This is a genomic window from Polaromonas sp. P1_E3 (assembly GCF_056405935.1).
This window is the reverse complement of record NZ_JBFUBD010000064.1, coordinates 1-14,824: the sequence shown is the minus strand read 5'-3', so window position 1 is coordinate 14,824 and position 14,824 is coordinate 1. Positions and strand designations below refer to the sequence as shown.

Here is a 14,824-nt window from a genome sequence, read left to right as displayed (position 1 = left end):
CCGCAAGCCCGATTCCAGGCGGACAGTCTGGTTGCCGCCTCCTCAGTATGGACAAGCGAGACCAAGCCCGACCTGTCAGACCGCATTGACCTCCTCACTTCAGACGTGCCCCGCAGTGTATGCAGGCCACTGCGTCTGCTTCAAACCTGCGGTTGCGGTCTTTCAAAACTTCCGGACTCAGCGGCCGTTGACCACAATTGGGACAACGAAGAATGCTTTGCGCCCAAAAGGAAGCCGCGAAGAAGCCGGCCCCGCACACTGCGCAAAGCGCGATTGCGAACGGCTGCATAAACCCGAAGCCTGATGCAACGGCGCCGACAAAAAATCCCGGCACAAGCAAGACTGCCCGCGCTTGACGGGCTTTCGCTATCCCCCTGCGGCGCTGAAATTCATTGATGGTATCCATGCTGTTTAACGTGGAAGTAAGGGGCACCGCGGCATCATCGCACGGCATCCCCTCGACTGTAGGGTTAGAGCGCGATTGGTCTTCATTCGCGGCGCATCTATTGAGCATTGGACGAGACCGCGCGCTTTCGCTTGTTGCTCCAGCCTCTCGCGCTCCACCCAATAGGCAAGAGGATGGCGGCGATAAGCGTTCCGTTTTTACGCGTTGTATCGGGGATTTGATAGGTGTCGGCAAGAAAGGCCGCTATACCCAGGAAAACACCATATGCAAGGGYCAATAGATACTCTCGCACGTATCTCGTTCCGCCGTACTCAGGGGTTGACCACAGCCTGGCGACTTGGGAGAAATGCCAACCAAAGCCGGCGAAGAATGCGGCCACAAGCAAGAGCGCTAGAGATTCGGGAATCGTCGGCATTACGCTTTAACGTTTGACTTGAGCGGCGCCGTCAGGYGTYCGCTTGAAGGACGGGTCAGGTTCCCTCCCGAACCCGAAGTACGCGAACGGCAAAAAATAGAACACCAGCCAGTGACCTGAAAATCCCCTTAGGTGGCTTGCCCTGAACGCAGCGTATTCAACCTTCGTGACTTCAAGACCTCTCACAACATATTTGCCGTCGCGAACTAACGCATTGCCGGTCTGTGCAGTTGCGAAGTAGATGGCAAAGTTGACCATGGCGTATATGAACACCACTCCACAAACGACCACGGCCCAGCGTGGAAGGATAGACCGCCAGTCGGAGAAAGTGGGCCTGGCTCCAAGTAACTTGCGGCTGGAGTTCACGAATGGAATGAAGACGACGAACATTCCGACATGCAGAAACCACACCAGTTCGAAACGTTCGGAGACGTCAATGCCCACGACTGACGCCGCATGCACCATCGCGGCCAAGACGAAACCAACAAACGCAACGAAGGCCAAAGCCGAGCTCATGGATACCTAATGTAAAGGTGACCGGCACGTTGCGGCAAGGGGACCGCACAGTGCAAAATTTCCAACGGCGCCATGCGGCCCTTGCCGCAACGTGTCCACGTCGACCGACAAGCTAAATTGAGCCTGGCACGGGCTCGCCTCAGTAAGGGCACATCGCCACCCCTTTCCTGTTCTTTATGAACGGTTGTTCTCCGCAAGCCACGGCGTTGTACATCAATGAGAGGGAGATGAACACAGCAAGGGCGAAAGGAAAGTAAGGCATAACCCCATCCCGGAGTGCCTCAAAAGGACCAGGCGCGGGTGCACGTCTGGGCGGGCGGTCAACGACGAAGAAGAGGAGCAAGGCCACCGATAGCGCCTGAAACAGCAGCGCACCGACGACTTTCCACCAGTTCGTCGGCTCAGCGGAACTGTTCAGGCTAGCCAAAGCGACCCATACATCGAGTGCAGCGAGCAACAGCATCCAGGCGGCGAACAGCATGCTTCTTGTCACTCCATCCTCCTACGCAATCTAACGTAAAGATGACCGGACCACCAACACAAACGGCGAAGCCGCAGCGTGCTGTTGCGGGTCCGTGTCGATTGGCATGTTAGCTCTCACGTCCGCTCCAAAGCATACATGATGGCGTAGATAGTAAACCCGAGAAGGCCGCCCAATATCGCTTCGGACCTATTGGGACTGTGAAAGCCCTTAAGTACGTAGATAAAAAACGCGGCCGATAGTGAAAGGATGACAAGGCCGCCTCCAAGTGAGTAGGGCTCCCGTCCTCTAGAGAATCGCAATTGACCGGTGCGGAACAGCTCGAGCGCCATCGGCGCCAAGACGCATAGGCAGAAAACGACACCGATGCCTAATGCGAATGCTCGCAACGCTCGGTTTTTGAATATTGCACTCAGGATGAGAAAAAGCGCCCACGCAACGAATGACAGCAGGAAGAGAACTTTGCCGGGCGACCACATGAGATCTAACGTTGGAGTTGACCGGCGCGCAACGGCATTGCGCCGCGCGGCTTACGCTCACCAGCATGCTTCGCGGAGCAATGCCGTTGCGTGTCCACGTCGAACGACCTGTTAGACCGCATCGTCACTTCCAAGTCCCCCACATGAACCAGGTGATGATCCAGATCACCAGAATCCAATTGCCGATCTTGCAAAGGCGCTTGCCTTCATCGGTATATCCGTCGCCTGTACCGACTGACCATGCCACGCTAGTGAGGAGGATCCGCTCAGAAGGGGACTTTCGCTTCTCGATGTCATTCAAGTGCGCCCCCACCCGAAGCCCAAGGTATCCATACGCTCCTCCCAGAAGGCAGACAAAGACGAATAAGACGTCGCGGGTTGTCATTTGCGGTCTAACGTAGAAATGAGCGGCGACCGAGCGCCCGCGAGCGCAGCGAGCGGACGCCAGAGACGTCCGTCTCGATTGCCCAGTTAGACGGCACTCGCCTAGGTTTCGTCGCGTTCAATTGTGTCCTTACCTAGAAGTGCACCGATCAGGGCGACGAACCAATGTGCAGGGAATGCGAAGAGTAGGTAGCCAATGTAGGAGAGATCAGTATCACCGCCTGACACACACAATTTTTCGGAAACACACGCGGGAAGCGCAATGTTTATTAGGACAAACATGATCACTTGGATCACAAGCGCGATCGCAAATCCGCCGCCTCCACCGCACTTCGAGCGCCTTCCGGCCTCGAAAGCACCTAGTGCTCCAGCAATGCCGATCGCAATCGTAATCAACAGTTTGGGTTCCATGCCGTCTAACGCAAAGATGACCGGACCACCAACACATGCGGCGAAGCCGCAGCCTGCTGTTGTGGGTCCGCGTCGATTGACATGTTAGACCGCAGAGCCCCCAACGGCCTTGGCCTACTGGCAAAACTCTTCCTCGCGATATACGGCATATGGTTCCCCTACGAATAGAGAATAGTCAGCAGAACACCACCGACGGCGTAAGTGCCGAACAGCGCGTATCGCGCCACTTTCTCGACCCCATGACGTTCCACAAACCTCCGGACTGGATGATCGACAGTAAGTTTTCGCTGCGCCGTCCACGTAGCTGCATACACAAGCGGTATGTACAGCCCGACGAGCAGCAATTTAATCAAGAGCGACAACGTCACGTGAATGGTGCCTAACGTAAAGATGACCGGACCACCAACACAAGCGGCGGAGCCGCCTTCTGCTGCTGTGGGTCCGTGTCGATTGACAAGTTAGACATCAAAACCGCTCCCTGAGCCTTCGTCCGGAATCTTGCGAAAGTATTCCCCGCCGCCCTTCCCCATTGGGGCAACGTACTCAGTCGGGGATAGGAACTGAATATGAGTACCGCTTTCGCGTGGCCCGCTGCCGAAGACTAGAAAGACCTCACTGTCGCTCTTCCATGCCACCCGATACGAGAGCCGCTCCACCATCTTGCCGTCCCAGGACGTTTGCACCCGTTTTGGTGTGTAGCGATGAACGAGCTTGCCAAGGTCGCGGGCGAACGACGCCCGTGCCTTTGCGCTAGACCATCGGTATGTCGCGAGCGTTTTCTCTCTGTCGGAGCGCCACGTACCCAGCAGCCAGGCAACGGGATCGGCGGATGTGATGCGAGCTGACATTTGACGTCTAACGTAGAAGTGAGCGGCGCCCAAGGAGTTCAGAGCGCCGCAGGCGCGAACGCCCTTGGGTTTCCGTCTCGACTGCCCTGTTATGTCGCAGCGTCATGGCGATCGAGCTCCAAAGGTGCCCGACGAGAAGCACTTGCACTCGCTCGGCCCTCGCCCGCGCATTCCGGCTGTCATTGTCCAAGGGAAGATGCTCACCATGTGCCCTTCAAGTTTGCGTTCATTACAGTAGTTCACGCACTTCGCCTCCGAGGACGGGATGAAGAACCCGATCGCGAAACTCAGAACCATGAACGCCCCGAAACACGCTGCAACCAGCCAATGGCGCCGAGCACTGCGGGACATCTTCATGCGATATAACGTTGAAGTTGAGCGGGGCCACAACGGCGCCGCAGAACTGACCGAAGCAAGTCGATGTGACCCGCCGTTGTGGATCCGCTCGAACGACAGGTTAGGCGTTGCCTGGCTCATTTGCCTTTGCCCTGATCTCTGCTGCGACGTCCTCTGGAAGACTCCACGTCCCGTGGCATTTGCAACCTTCCACGGGACACTCAATCCATCCTTCCGTCGGAGGAAAACCGTAACCACAAAGGCGATGCGGGTCCCAATCGTGACCGCAATGCACACACAGCCCGTCCGGACCTTCTCCAATAGCTTGGTCGATCGCTTCGTTCATGGGCAACGCCTAACGTTGGAGGCCAGGCGCGGCCGAAGGACGTCGCCTCTGGGCCGACAGGTTATGTCTCACTCGAGCGCTCCTTGCTGAGCGAAAGCCCGCGCGCCGCAAGTTTCTCAGCAACTCGGGCAATTACTTCTTCAGGCGGGCCGTCCAATTCGCCTTCATCCTCAGTCAATGAGAACCACTCACGATTCAGGTTGAGTTGGGCCGTACGACCTTGATGTGGCCATGCCTTGATTTCAACGTTGCCTGGGGGTTGCAGCAGTGTGATCCAGATGCAGTCGTGGTACAGGGCGTGCTCGACTCCCGCTGCGCGTAAAGAGATCGACAATTCTTCCAGACCGTCAGTGTGAGACATAACGTAATGTATGCCGCAAAACCTGCGGTATAAAAATGGCGCTGCAATATAACGTGGTCATCTCATCCCCCTTGAAACCCGCTTGCACATTGGCTTTTCGGCAAATATACTGTATAAATATACAGTTATAAAACAAGCCATGAAACCCCGCAACCCACCATTGCAATCTGCACGTCTTTTAGACCAGGTTCGGGAGCGGATCCGGTATTTGCACTATAGCCTCAGCACTGAAAAAACCTATCTCTACTGGGTGCGGTTTTTCATTCTCTGGCACGGTCGAACCCACAAAATGACGCATCCGCGCGACATGGGCGCGAAAGAGGTCGAGGCCTTTCTGACCATGCTGGCGACAGAACGCAAGGTTTCTGCCTCTACCCACAACCAGGCGCTGAGCGCCCTGCTATTCCTGTATAGGGAGGTGCTGGAAGCTGACCTTCCGTGGCTAACCGACATCAACCGGCCAACTCAGACAAAACGCATTCCATCGGTTTTGACCAAAGACGAAGTGGCTGGCTTGCTGACGGCCATGGACGGAGAGACCGCCCTGCTTGCACGGCTGCTTTACGGCACCGGTATGCGCCTGATGGAGGGCATACGGCTTCGTATCAAGGACGTTGACTTCGAGCGCCACGTCATCATCGTTCGAGAGGCCAAGGGCAACAAGGACCGTGTGGTGATGCTGCCGCGCTCGCTTGCACCGGCACTTCGGCTACAGATGCTGGCTGCTCGCGCAACCTGGGAAATGGACCGGCAGGCCCGGCGCAGCGGCGTGCAGGTGCCTGATGCCCTTGAAGCCAAATACCCGCAGCTTGGCCAGACCTGGGGCTGGTTCTGGATGTTTCCGGCGCCCAAGCCCTCTGTTGACCCACGCACAGGGGTAGAGCGGCGCCATCATCTTTTTGAAGAACGCCTGCAACGCGGCCTCAAAAAAGCCGTCGTGCTGGCCGGCATCATCAAGCCCGTATCCGTTCACACCTTGCGCCACAGCTTCGCGACTCACTTGTTGCARTCCGGCACTGACATCCGCACCGTACAGGAACTGCTGGGCCACAGCGACGTAAGTACCACGATGATTTATACGCATATGCTGAAGGTTGCCGCCGGCGGCACAGCCAGCCCGCTGGACGCCCTGCTTGCCTGAAACGCTACTGATTTGATAGCTGCTCGCGCACATCTGTATTGAGTTGCAGCCCGTTTTATGCCTGAAAAGAGGTCCAAAATCGCCTTGGAGGTGGCTGCAGGGTCTTTGCGAGGCATGGCAGCGCCAAAATCCCTTTTTTTGAGTGTTTCGGGCCGCTTTTAGATACGAAAAAGGCCCACAGACCAATATAGACGAGCGCAAGCAGCTACTAATTTGATAGCATCAAAAACGGCGCACAAGGCGCCGTCTTCATTTCAGCCCCACACAGAGGCCTCAGTGCGCGCCAGCCGCAGCGTCCGCACTCCCCGCCCCCACCTTGGTGTGCCGCGTCAAAAACACCAGCGGAATCAGCAGCAGGAAGATCAGCGAAGAGGCATAGAACACGTCGTTGGCGGCCAGCATGTAGGCCTGCTGGTCGACCAGGCGGTTGATGGTGCCCAGTGCCTGGTCGGGCGTGAGGCCGGCGCCGGCCAGGCCCGTGAGGGCGCTGTTGGTGGCGGTGCTGCCCTGGTTCACGTATTCGCTGATCTGCGCGTGGTGCATGGCGGCGCGGTCTTGCCAGATGGTGGTGGCAATGGACGTGCCGAAGGAGCCGGCGGTGATGCGCACGAAGTTCGACAGGCCCGATGCCGCGGGAATCTTGTCGGGCGAGATGCCCGACAGTGTGATGGTGACCAGCGGAATGAAAAAGAAGGCCATGGCCACGCCCTGGATGATGGTCGGGATCATGATGGTGCGGAAATCGGCCTGGGTGTTGAAGTTGGAGCGCATCCACAGCACCAGTGCAAACACCATGAAGGCAAACGCGGCGAAGCGGCGCGGGTCCACCTTGGCGATGTTCTTGCCGACCACGGGCGACAGCAGCAAGGCAAACGCGCCGACAGGCGCCAGCACCATGCCGGCCTGCGTGGCGGTGTAGCCCATGTATTGCTGCAGCCACAGCGGCAGCAATACGACGTTGCCGAAGAAGAGTCCGTAGCCCACCGACAGCGCCAGTGCGCCGGCCCAGAAGTTGCGCTTCTTGAACAGCGTCAGGTCGACCACCGGATGCTCTTCCGTCAGCTCCCAGATCACGAAGGCGATCAGGCCGACCAGGGCTGTGATGCCCAGCGCGATGACTTCGCCGGAATGGAACCAGTCGAGCTCCTGGCCCTTGTCGAGCATGATCTGCAGCGCACCCACCCAGATGACCAGCAGCGCCAGCCCCACCGAATCGATGGGGAGTTTTCGGGTGACGCTTTCGCGCTTCCTGAAAATGCTCCAGGTGATAAAGGCGGCACCGAAGCCGACGGGGATGTTGATGTAAAAAATCCAGGGCCACGAGATGTTGTCGGTGATCCAGCCGCCCAGCAGCGGCCCCATGACGGGCGCGATCAGCGTGGTCATGGACCACAGCGCCATGGCCAGCCCCGCCAGCGCTTTCGGGTAGCTCGACAGCAGCAGCGCCTGCGACAGCGGGATCATGGGACCGGCGACCAGGCCCTGCAGCACGCGCAGGAAAATCAGCGTGGTCATGTTGGGCGCCAGGCCGCACAGCCACGAGGTGATGACAAACAGGATGACGCTGGTGGTGAACAGCCGAACCTGGCCGAAGCGCTGCGACAGCCAGCCGGTGAGCGGCACGGCAATCGCATTGGCCACGCCGAAACTGGTGATGACCCAGGTGCCCTGGTTGGGGCTGACGCCCAGGTCACCGGCGATCGCGGGCAGCGACACGTTGGCGATGGACGTGTCGAGCACGTTCATGAAAGTCGCGGCCGACAGGGCCAGCGTGCCCCACAGGCGGGCAGAGCCGGTCAGCGGTGGCGGCTGCACATAGGCAGAGGCGGGAGCAGGTGCGGAAGCCATGAAAGCCTTGCGAATAAAGGGCTGGTGGAAACCGCTGCGGGGAGATCGCTGCGGTTGCCGGAGTGTGGGTTGTGTGTGAAGCTGTGGCTTACGGCGCCACGCGGTTGCCAGCCAGAGACAGCGTGTGGCTGAACGCGAGGCGCTGCGTATCGGTGCCGGCCTGGGCGGGCGAAACGGCACCGCCTGGCGGCAGGGCTGGCCTGGACGCGACGGCGGGCTTGGCAGACTTCACGGACTTGCCGGTGTTGGCGGCAATGACGCGCTGCACGTCCTTGTCGGCGGCATCGTCCTGCGCGCCGTATGTCTGGCTGTGCGCCTGGGCGGCGTCGCGCGGGGCATCGGCCAGGGTCTTGCCGTCCTTGTTGCTCACGTCCACCTCAGCGTCCATCGACAAGCCTACGCGCAGCGGGTTGTCGGCCAGCTGTTTGGCGTCCAGCGCGATGCGCACCGGAACGCGCTGCACCACCTTGATCCAGTTGCCGGTGGCGTTTTGCGCGGGCAGCAGCGAAAACGCCGCACCGGTGCCAACGCCCAGGCCGGCCACCTTGCCTTTGTATTCCACCTTCTTGCCATACAGGTCAGCCACCAGCGTCACGGGCTGGCCGATGCGGATGTTGCGCAGCTGGACTTCCTTGAAGTTGGCGTCGACCCAGACCTGGTTGAGCGGGATGATGGACATCATCGGCGCGCCGGCGGCCACGCGCTGGCCGAGCTGCACGGTGCGCTTGGCCACATAGCCATCTACCGGCGCCAGCAGCGCAGCGCGCTGCGTGGCCAGGTAGGCCTCGCGCACCCGGGCGGCGGCAACCTGCACGCTGGGGTGCTGCTCAACGCTGGTGCCTTCGGTCAGGGCCTGGTTGCTGGTGAGTTGCTCACGCGCAGCGACCACGCCGGCTTGCGCCGCGGCCAGTGCACTTTTGGCGGTGGCCAGCTGCGTCTGCGCGTGGTTGAGCTCTTCCTTGGACACGGCGCCGTTGCCGGTGAGCGACTGGCGGCGGTTCAGGTCGTCGCTGGCGCGGGCAATGTCGCTCTGCGCCTTGACCACATCGGCATCGCGCAGCGCGATCTGCGCGGCCAGCGTGCCGTTGTTGGCATAGAGCGTGCGCACCTGGCGCACGGCCTGGGCCAGTGCGGCTTCAGCCTGCTCCAGCGCAACCTTGGCGTCGGCCGGGTCAAGCTGCACCAGCGTCTGGCCGGCTTTCACAAAATCGGTGTCGTCGGCCATGATAGCCATGACGGTGCCGCCGATTTGGGGCGTGATCTGGATCACGTTGCCCTGCACGTAGGCGTTGTCGGTGGACTCGTAATGGCTGGCCACCAGGTATTCGTAGGCAGACCAGCCCAGACCCGCGGCGACCACCACGGCCGCCAGGGCCGTCAGCGCTTTTTTACGCTTCGGGTTTCCGGCGGGCGGCTGTGCCGGCGCGGCGGGGGTGTTCGGGCTGGTGTTGGCGGCAGGTGCGACCGCATCGGAGGCTGGGGAGCTGTTGGAGTTGGTGTCGTTCATGGTGCTTGTTGGGTGTTGGTGGATGCGGGAACGTTGCGTTGCTGTATGCCGGCGCTTAATGCGTTGCCGGCAATTTTTCAGGGTTAAAACCGGCTGTAGCCCAATCAGGACGAGCGCCAGCAGCTATTGTTTTAGTAGCGCCTTGCGCTTGCGGCGCCTGCGCAGCGCTGTAGCCGCCGCCGAGGGCGCGTATCAGGGCGACCTGCGTGTCGAGCGCGCGGGCCGACAGGTCTACCGCCAGGCGGCGCTGTGCCAGCACGCTGGTTTCGGCGGTCAGCACGTTGAGGTAGGTGCCCAGGCCAGCCTTGTAGCGCTGCACGGCGATGTCATAGGCGCCTTCCGCGGCTTCCTGCGCGGCGCGCTGTTCGGCTTGCTGGCGTGTGATGGCTTGCGATGACGCCACCTGGTCGGCCACATCGCGCACCGCGTCGATCACGGCGGCGTTATAGCTTTCGACAGCGGCGTCGAGGTCGGCGGTTTTGCCGCGCAGGTTGGCGCGCAGCCGGCCGGCGTCAAAAATCGGCAGGCGCAGGGCTGGCCCGACGCCCCATTGCTGGCTGCCTGAGTCCAGCAGACGGCCCAGGCCAATGCTGGAAAAACCGGCGAAGGCGACCAGATTGACGTTGGGATAGAACTGGGTTTTGGCATTGACCACGTCTTTGGACGAAGCCTCTACCCGCCAGCGCGCCGCGGCAATGTCTGCGCGCCGGCCCAGCAGATCGGCCGGAATGGCCGTGGCGGTCGCTACGTTTTTGATAGCTGCTTGCGCTGGAAGGGAAAGGGCTGCAGTGCCATTTGGCTTGCCAATGAGGGCGTCCAGCGCATTGCGTGTGAGGGCCATCTGCTCCTGCAGGGTTTCGAGCTGCAGGCGCGCTTCGGGCAGGCCGCCTTCGCTCTGGCGCAGCTCCAGGCGGGTGTCCAGGCCGGCGTCGACGCGGTCGCGCACCAGCTTGAGGGTTTCGTCACGCTGGGCGAGCGTGCGCCTGGCCACCGCCACCTGCTCGTTCAGGCGAACCAGCTGAAAGTAAGTGCGGGTCACATTGCTGGCCAGCAGCAAGCGTGCGGCCTGCGCGTCTGCTTCAGCAGCATTGGCGGTGCCCAGCGCTGCATCCAGCGCGGCGCGGTTCTTGCCGAAAAAATCAAGCTCCCAGCTCACCGCGAGCTGCGCAGTACCGCTGTTGCGGATGGAGCCTGCCAGCGGGGCCGGCACCGCGCCATTGGCGGTGTATTGCTGGCGCGTCAGGTCCAGCTGGCCGGTGACCTGCGGCAGCGTGGCGGCATCGGCAACCTCGGTGACAGCCAGTGCGCGCGCCAGGCGCGCCTGCGCGAGCTTCAAGGTGGGGCTGGTTTGCAGGGCCTGGTCGACCAGGCTGTTGAGCTGCGCGTCACCAAAGTCCCGCCACCATTCAGCGGCCAGCGGCGCCTGCGCCGGCGTTTGGCTGGCAGTGTCGGCAGCCAGGCCCAGCGAAGTTGCCTCACGCAGGCTGGACTGGGGCGCGATGCCCGACATGTCGGCACATCCGGTGAGGCCGGTCGCCATCAACCCCACGGCCACCACGCTGGCGGCGGCCACCAGGGCCATGCGGAATGAGGCGCGCCAGAGCGGCAGGCGCGGCTCGGCGTGTTCGGACTGGCCGGCTGAAGCGCCGGAGGAAGCGCTGCAAAGGGTGTTGCTGTTATTTGTCATCTTTTTCATTCGCTGCTTGAAGGGCTTGAAGGGTCTGCGCTGTTTCAAGGATGCGGCGCAGGTAGCCTTTGAGGTTTTGCCACTCCTCGACCGTGAAGCCTGCCAGGTGGGCGTTTTGCACGCGGCTGAGCACCGCGGGGATTTCTTTCGCGGCTTCGCGGCCTTCAGGTGTCAGTTCGATGTTGACCACGCGCCTGTCTTCGCTGGAGCGGATGCGGCGGCAAAAGCCCTTGGCTTCGAGCCGGTCGAGCAGGCGGGTCATGGAGCCGGCGTCGAGCTGGCACACACGGGCCAGTTCGGCCACCGTGGAGGCCTTGCCAAGGTAGATCTTGAGCATGGGCACCCACTGGGCGTTGGTGAGGCCCTGGGGCTCCAGTTCACGCGTGACCTGCTGGGAGACGCTGTTGAGAATCTGGCGCATCAGCGCGCCCGTGCTTTGCCCGGCGTCGTAATCAGTCGCGCAATAAAACTCGGCCGGCAACCCGCACAAGGGGGTTGAGGGAATTGAGGTCGCTGGCGGACGGCTGGATTCAGATTTCATGGAAACGAATAATACATGCCTAGACAAACATTGTCAAGGCTGTCTTTGTACAGGCACCTTTTGTCGCTAAACTCCCCGCATGGCTACCTCCTCCCTTTCCAACGCGCCCAAAGGCGCGCCCCGTTCCCTTTCCGGCCTCGTTCCCTTCTTGCGCCCCTACCGGGGGCGGATTGTTCTGGCGATGTTTTTCCTGGTGATGGCGGCCGTGGCCACGCTGGTGTTCCCGCTGGCCCTGCGCAGCCTGATCGACGGCGGGCTCAGCGCAGCAGACAAGGGCCAGCAGCTGATGGCGCTGCGCACCCATTTCTTTGAACTGTTTGGTGTGGCGGCGGCGCTGGGCCTGTTTTCAGCGGGCCGCTTTTACATGGTCAGCTGGCTGGGCGAGCGTGTCACGGCGGACTTGCGCAACGCGGTTTATGCGCACGTGGTGCAGCAAAGCCCGGAATTTTTTGAAACCACACAGACCGGCGAAGTGCTCTCGCGCCTGACCGGAGACACGACGCTGGTGCAGACGGTGGTGGGCTCCTCGCTCAGCATGGGCCTGCGCAATGCGGTGATGGGTGTCGGCGCGCTGGGCATGCTGATCTATACCAACCCTTACCTCATGGTGCAGGTGCTGCTGGTGCTGGTGCTGATCGTGGCGCCCTCGGTCTGGTTTGGCCGGCGTGTGCGCAAGCTGTCGCGCGCCAGCCAGGACCGTGTGGCTGACTCCAGCGCCATCGCGGCCGAAGTGCTTAACGCCATTCCGGTGGTGCAAAGCTACACCGCTGAAGGCCGTGAGGCCGCCCGCTTTGATGCGTCAACCACCAACGCCTTCAACACCGCGATTCGCCGCACCAAGGCGCGCTCGGTGTTGGTGGCCTTCATCATCATTGCTACCTCGGCGGCGCTGCTGTGGGGCCTGTACCAGGGAACGCAGGCGGTGATGCGGGGCGATATTACGGCGGGCCACCTGGGGCAGACGGTTGTTTACGTGATCATCCTGGCGAGCGCCGCGGCCGTACTGGGCGAGGTCTATGGCGACCTGCTGCGGGCGGCCGGCGCGACAGAGCGCCTGATGGAGTTGCTGACATCGCGATCCCCTGTCACATCGCCGGCCAAGCCGGTTCCCGCGCAGATCACACGTGCGGGAAGCGCTGTGAAATTTGATGCCGTGACGTTTCACTACCCCTCTCGGCCCGCACAGGCGGCCCTGACAAACTTCTCCTTAAGTGTGGCGCCCGGTGAAACAGTGGCCATCGTGGGGCCCAGCGGCGCGGGCAAGAGCACGGTGTTCCAGCTGCTGCTGCGCTTTTATGACCCGGCCTCGGGCCGCATCGAACTGGATGGCGTGCGCACAGCCGACATGGCGCTGCACGATTTGCGGCAGCGCATCGGCATCGTGCCGCAGGACGCAGTGATCTTCTCGACCAGCGCGCTGGAGAACATCCGCTATGGCAAACCCGAAGCGACTGATGAAGAGACCCGTGCAGCGGCCAGGGCGGCCTTTGCGCATGAGTTCATCACCGCCCTGCCCGAGGGCTACGACACTTTCCTGGGGGAGCGCGGTGTGCGGCTTTCCGGTGGCCAGCGCCAGCGGATTGCAATTGCGCGGGCGATGCTGAAAAACGCCCCGCTGCTGCTGCTGGACGAAGCCACCAGCGCGCTGGATGCCGAAAGCGAACGCATGGTGCAGGCGGCCCTGGAGTCGGCCATGAAGGACCGCACGACGCTGGTGATTGCGCACCGGCTGGCCACCGTCCAGCAGGCCGACCGCATCCTGGTGCTGGACCACGGGCAGCTGGTGGAGCAAGGCACACATGCCGAGCTGGTGAGCCGTGGCGGCGTTTATGCGCGGCTGGCGGCGCTGCAATTCACCGTTTGACCTGGGGTCTGCGGCGGCCCCTCTCCCTTCGTGCAGCGCCCACTTTGCAAGGGAATTCGTCCACTATGCATTTTTTGCATAGATTTTGCTTAACAATGCCTTGGACTATTTAGACCGGGGCTCTTAAGCTCCGTGCATTGATTCTTCCCGCAGACTTTTCCGCAAGAAATCCCACAAGGAGTTTTTTCAATGTCACACGCAGCCACCTCTTCATCCCCTGTTCCCGCTGGTTCCCACCCGCTCCCCTCTTACCTGCAGGCGGACAACCTGGGCCCTTGGGGCAACTACCTGCAGCAGGTAGACCGCGTCATTCCGCACCTGGGCAGCCTGGCGCGCTGGGCTGAAACCCTGAAGCGGCCCAAGCGGGTGCTGATCGTCGACGTGCCGATTCACATGGATGACGGCACCGTCGCGCACTTTGAAGGCTACCGTGTGCAGCACAATGTTTCGCGCGGCCCCGGCAAGGGCGGCGTGCGTTTCCACCAGGACGTCACGCTCTCTGAAGTGATGGCGCTGTCAGCCTGGATGTCGGTTAAAAACGCTGCGGTGAACGTGCCTTACGGCGGCGCCAAAGGTGGCATCCGCGTCGACCCGAAGAAGCTTTCGCGTGGTGAGCTGGAACGCATGACGCGCCGCTACACCAGCGAAATCGGCATCATCATCGGCCCCAACAAGGACATCCCCGCACCAGACGTCAACACCAACGACCAGATCATGGCGTGGATGATGGACACCTATTCGATGAACACCGGCTCTACCTCAACCGGCGTCGTCACAGGCAAGCCGGTCGACCTGGGCGGCTCACTGGGCCGGCGTGAAGCCACGGGGCGCGGCGTGTTCACCGTGGGCACCGAGGCAGCCAGGCACATTGGCCTTGATATCAGTACCGCACGCGTCGCCGTGCAAGGCTTTGGCAACGTGGGTGGTGTGGCGGGCAAGCTGTTTGCCGAAACCGGCGCACGCGTGGTCGCGGTGCAAGACCATGGCGGCACGATTTACCGCGAAGCCGGCCTTGATGTGCCGGCGCTGCTCAAACACGTGGAAGCCAACGGCAGCGTGGCCGGCTTTGCTGGCGCCGAAGTCATTGCCAATGATGCGTTCTGGGACGTGGAGTGCGACATCCTGATTCCGGCAGCACTTGAGCAGCAGATCACAGCAGCCAACGCCGGCCGTATCAAGGCACGCATGATCATTGAAGGCGCCAACGGCCCGACAACACCTGCTGCCGACGACATCCTGCATGACCGCAACAT

Annotated in this window: 13 protein-coding genes; 3 read left to right on the top strand and 10 right to left on the bottom strand. The window is 61.3% G+C overall.

Going from position 1 to position 14,824, the window contains the following annotated elements; all coding sequences use genetic code 11:
* Nucleotides 1-94 precede the first annotated feature (94 nt).
* The 6 genes from AC1D0Z_RS10155 to AC1D0Z_RS10130 all read right to left on the bottom strand — a co-directional run bounded on the left by AC1D0Z_RS10155 (nt 95) and on the right by AC1D0Z_RS10130 (nt 4,983).
* Complete coding sequence (locus tag AC1D0Z_RS10155; RefSeq protein WP_477658124.1) at nt 95-406, bottom strand: hypothetical protein; 312 nt, start codon at nt 404-406, stop codon at nt 95-97.
* 421 nt (nt 407-827) lie between these two features.
* Nucleotides 828-1,337, bottom strand: a complete 510-nt coding sequence (locus AC1D0Z_RS10150) for a hypothetical protein (protein ID WP_477658123.1) — start codon at nt 1,335-1,337, stop codon at nt 828-830.
* Nucleotides 1,338-1,476: 139 nt separating this feature from the next.
* A complete protein-coding gene (locus AC1D0Z_RS10145) occupies nt 1,477-1,818 on the bottom strand; it encodes a hypothetical protein (RefSeq protein WP_477658122.1) in 342 nt (113 codons plus the stop codon).
* Nucleotides 1,819-2,783: 965 nt separating this feature from the next.
* Nucleotides 2,784-3,092 carry a hypothetical protein gene (locus AC1D0Z_RS10140; protein WP_477658121.1) on the bottom strand — a complete coding sequence of 103 codons (309 nt, stop codon included), beginning with the start codon at nt 3,090-3,092 and terminating at the stop codon, nt 2,784-2,786.
* A 458-nt stretch (nt 3,093-3,550) separates the two neighbouring features.
* Nucleotides 3,551-3,940, bottom strand: coding sequence for a hypothetical protein (locus tag AC1D0Z_RS10135; protein ID WP_477658120.1), 390 nt, complete (start codon nt 3,938-3,940; stop codon nt 3,551-3,553).
* Nucleotides 3,941-4,683: 743 nt separating this feature from the next.
* Nucleotides 4,684-4,983 carry a hypothetical protein gene (locus AC1D0Z_RS10130; protein WP_477658119.1) on the bottom strand — a complete coding sequence of 100 codons (300 nt, stop codon included), beginning with the start codon at nt 4,981-4,983 and terminating at the stop codon, nt 4,684-4,686.
* A 139-nt stretch (nt 4,984-5,122) separates the two neighbouring features.
* Between AC1D0Z_RS10130 and AC1D0Z_RS10125 the strand changes: the two genes are divergently transcribed.
* Complete coding sequence (locus tag AC1D0Z_RS10125) at nt 5,123-6,124, top strand: integron integrase (protein WP_477658118.1); 1,002 nt, start codon at nt 5,123-5,125, stop codon at nt 6,122-6,124.
* A gap of 273 nt (nt 6,125-6,397) precedes the next feature.
* On the opposite strand, the gene AC1D0Z_RS10120 is transcribed toward AC1D0Z_RS10125, so the two are convergent.
* From AC1D0Z_RS10120 to AC1D0Z_RS10105, 4 genes are all read right to left on the bottom strand, one after another.
* A complete protein-coding gene (locus AC1D0Z_RS10120) occupies nt 6,398-7,972 on the bottom strand; it encodes a DHA2 family efflux MFS transporter permease subunit (protein ID WP_477658117.1) in 1,575 nt (524 codons plus the stop codon).
* A gap of 88 nt (nt 7,973-8,060) precedes the next feature.
* Entirely contained in the window at nt 8,061-9,479 is a 1,419-nt protein-coding gene (locus tag AC1D0Z_RS10115; RefSeq protein WP_477658116.1) for an EmrA/EmrK family multidrug efflux transporter periplasmic adaptor subunit, read from the bottom strand.
* 55 nt (nt 9,480-9,534) lie between these two features.
* A complete protein-coding gene (locus tag AC1D0Z_RS10110; protein ID WP_477658125.1) occupies nt 9,535-11,061 on the bottom strand; it encodes an efflux transporter outer membrane subunit in 1,527 nt (508 codons plus the stop codon).
* 94 nt (nt 11,062-11,155) lie between these two features.
* A complete protein-coding gene (locus tag AC1D0Z_RS10105; RefSeq protein ID WP_477658115.1) occupies nt 11,156-11,707 on the bottom strand; it encodes a MarR family winged helix-turn-helix transcriptional regulator in 552 nt (183 codons plus the stop codon).
* A gap of 79 nt (nt 11,708-11,786) precedes the next feature.
* On the opposite strand from AC1D0Z_RS10105, the gene AC1D0Z_RS10100 reads away from it, so the two are divergent.
* Both AC1D0Z_RS10100 and AC1D0Z_RS10095 read left to right on the top strand, forming a co-directional pair.
* On the top strand, nt 11,787-13,571 hold the full coding sequence (locus AC1D0Z_RS10100) for an ABC transporter transmembrane domain-containing protein (protein ID WP_477658114.1): 1,785 nt from the start codon (nt 11,787-11,789) through the stop codon (nt 13,569-13,571).
* Between the two features lie 189 nt (nt 13,572-13,760).
* Nucleotides 13,761-14,824, top strand: a 1,064-nt coding sequence (locus AC1D0Z_RS10095; RefSeq protein WP_477658113.1) for a Glu/Leu/Phe/Val family dehydrogenase, incomplete at its 3' end; no start/stop codon positions are given.

Excerpts from the sequence above, each read along its gene's own strand:
- AC1D0Z_RS10155 (WP_477658124.1), bottom strand. The coding sequence starts at position 406 with ATGGATACCATCAATGAATTTCAGCGCCGCAGGGGGATAGCGAAAGCC.
- AC1D0Z_RS10145 (WP_477658122.1), bottom strand. The coding sequence starts at position 1,818 with ATGCTGTTCGCCGCCTGGATGCTGTTGCTCGCTGCACTCGATGTATGG.
- AC1D0Z_RS10140 (WP_477658121.1), bottom strand. The coding sequence starts at position 3,092 with ATGGAACCCAAACTGTTGATTACGATTGCGATCGGCATTGCTGGAGCA.
- AC1D0Z_RS10135 (WP_477658120.1), bottom strand. The coding sequence starts at position 3,940 with ATGTCAGCTCGCATCACATCCGCCGATCCCGTTGCCTGGCTGCTGGGT.
- AC1D0Z_RS10130 (WP_477658119.1), bottom strand. The coding sequence starts at position 4,983 with ATGTCTCACACTGACGGTCTGGAAGAATTGTCGATCTCTTTACGCGCA.
- AC1D0Z_RS10120 (WP_477658117.1), bottom strand. The coding sequence starts at position 7,972 with ATGGCTTCCGCACCTGCTCCCGCCTCTGCCTATGTGCAGCCGCCACCG.
- AC1D0Z_RS10115 (WP_477658116.1), bottom strand. The coding sequence starts at position 9,479 with ATGAACGACACCAACTCCAACAGCTCCCCAGCCTCCGATGCGGTCGCA.
- AC1D0Z_RS10110 (WP_477658125.1), bottom strand. The coding sequence starts at position 11,061 with ATGGCCCTGGTGGCCGCCGCCAGCGTGGTGGCCGTGGGGTTGATGGCG.
- AC1D0Z_RS10105 (WP_477658115.1), bottom strand. The coding sequence starts at position 11,707 with ATGAAATCTGAATCCAGCCGTCCGCCAGCGACCTCAATTCCCTCAACC.
- AC1D0Z_RS10100 (WP_477658114.1), top strand. The coding sequence starts at position 11,787 with ATGGCTACCTCCTCCCTTTCCAACGCGCCCAAAGGCGCGCCCCGTTCC.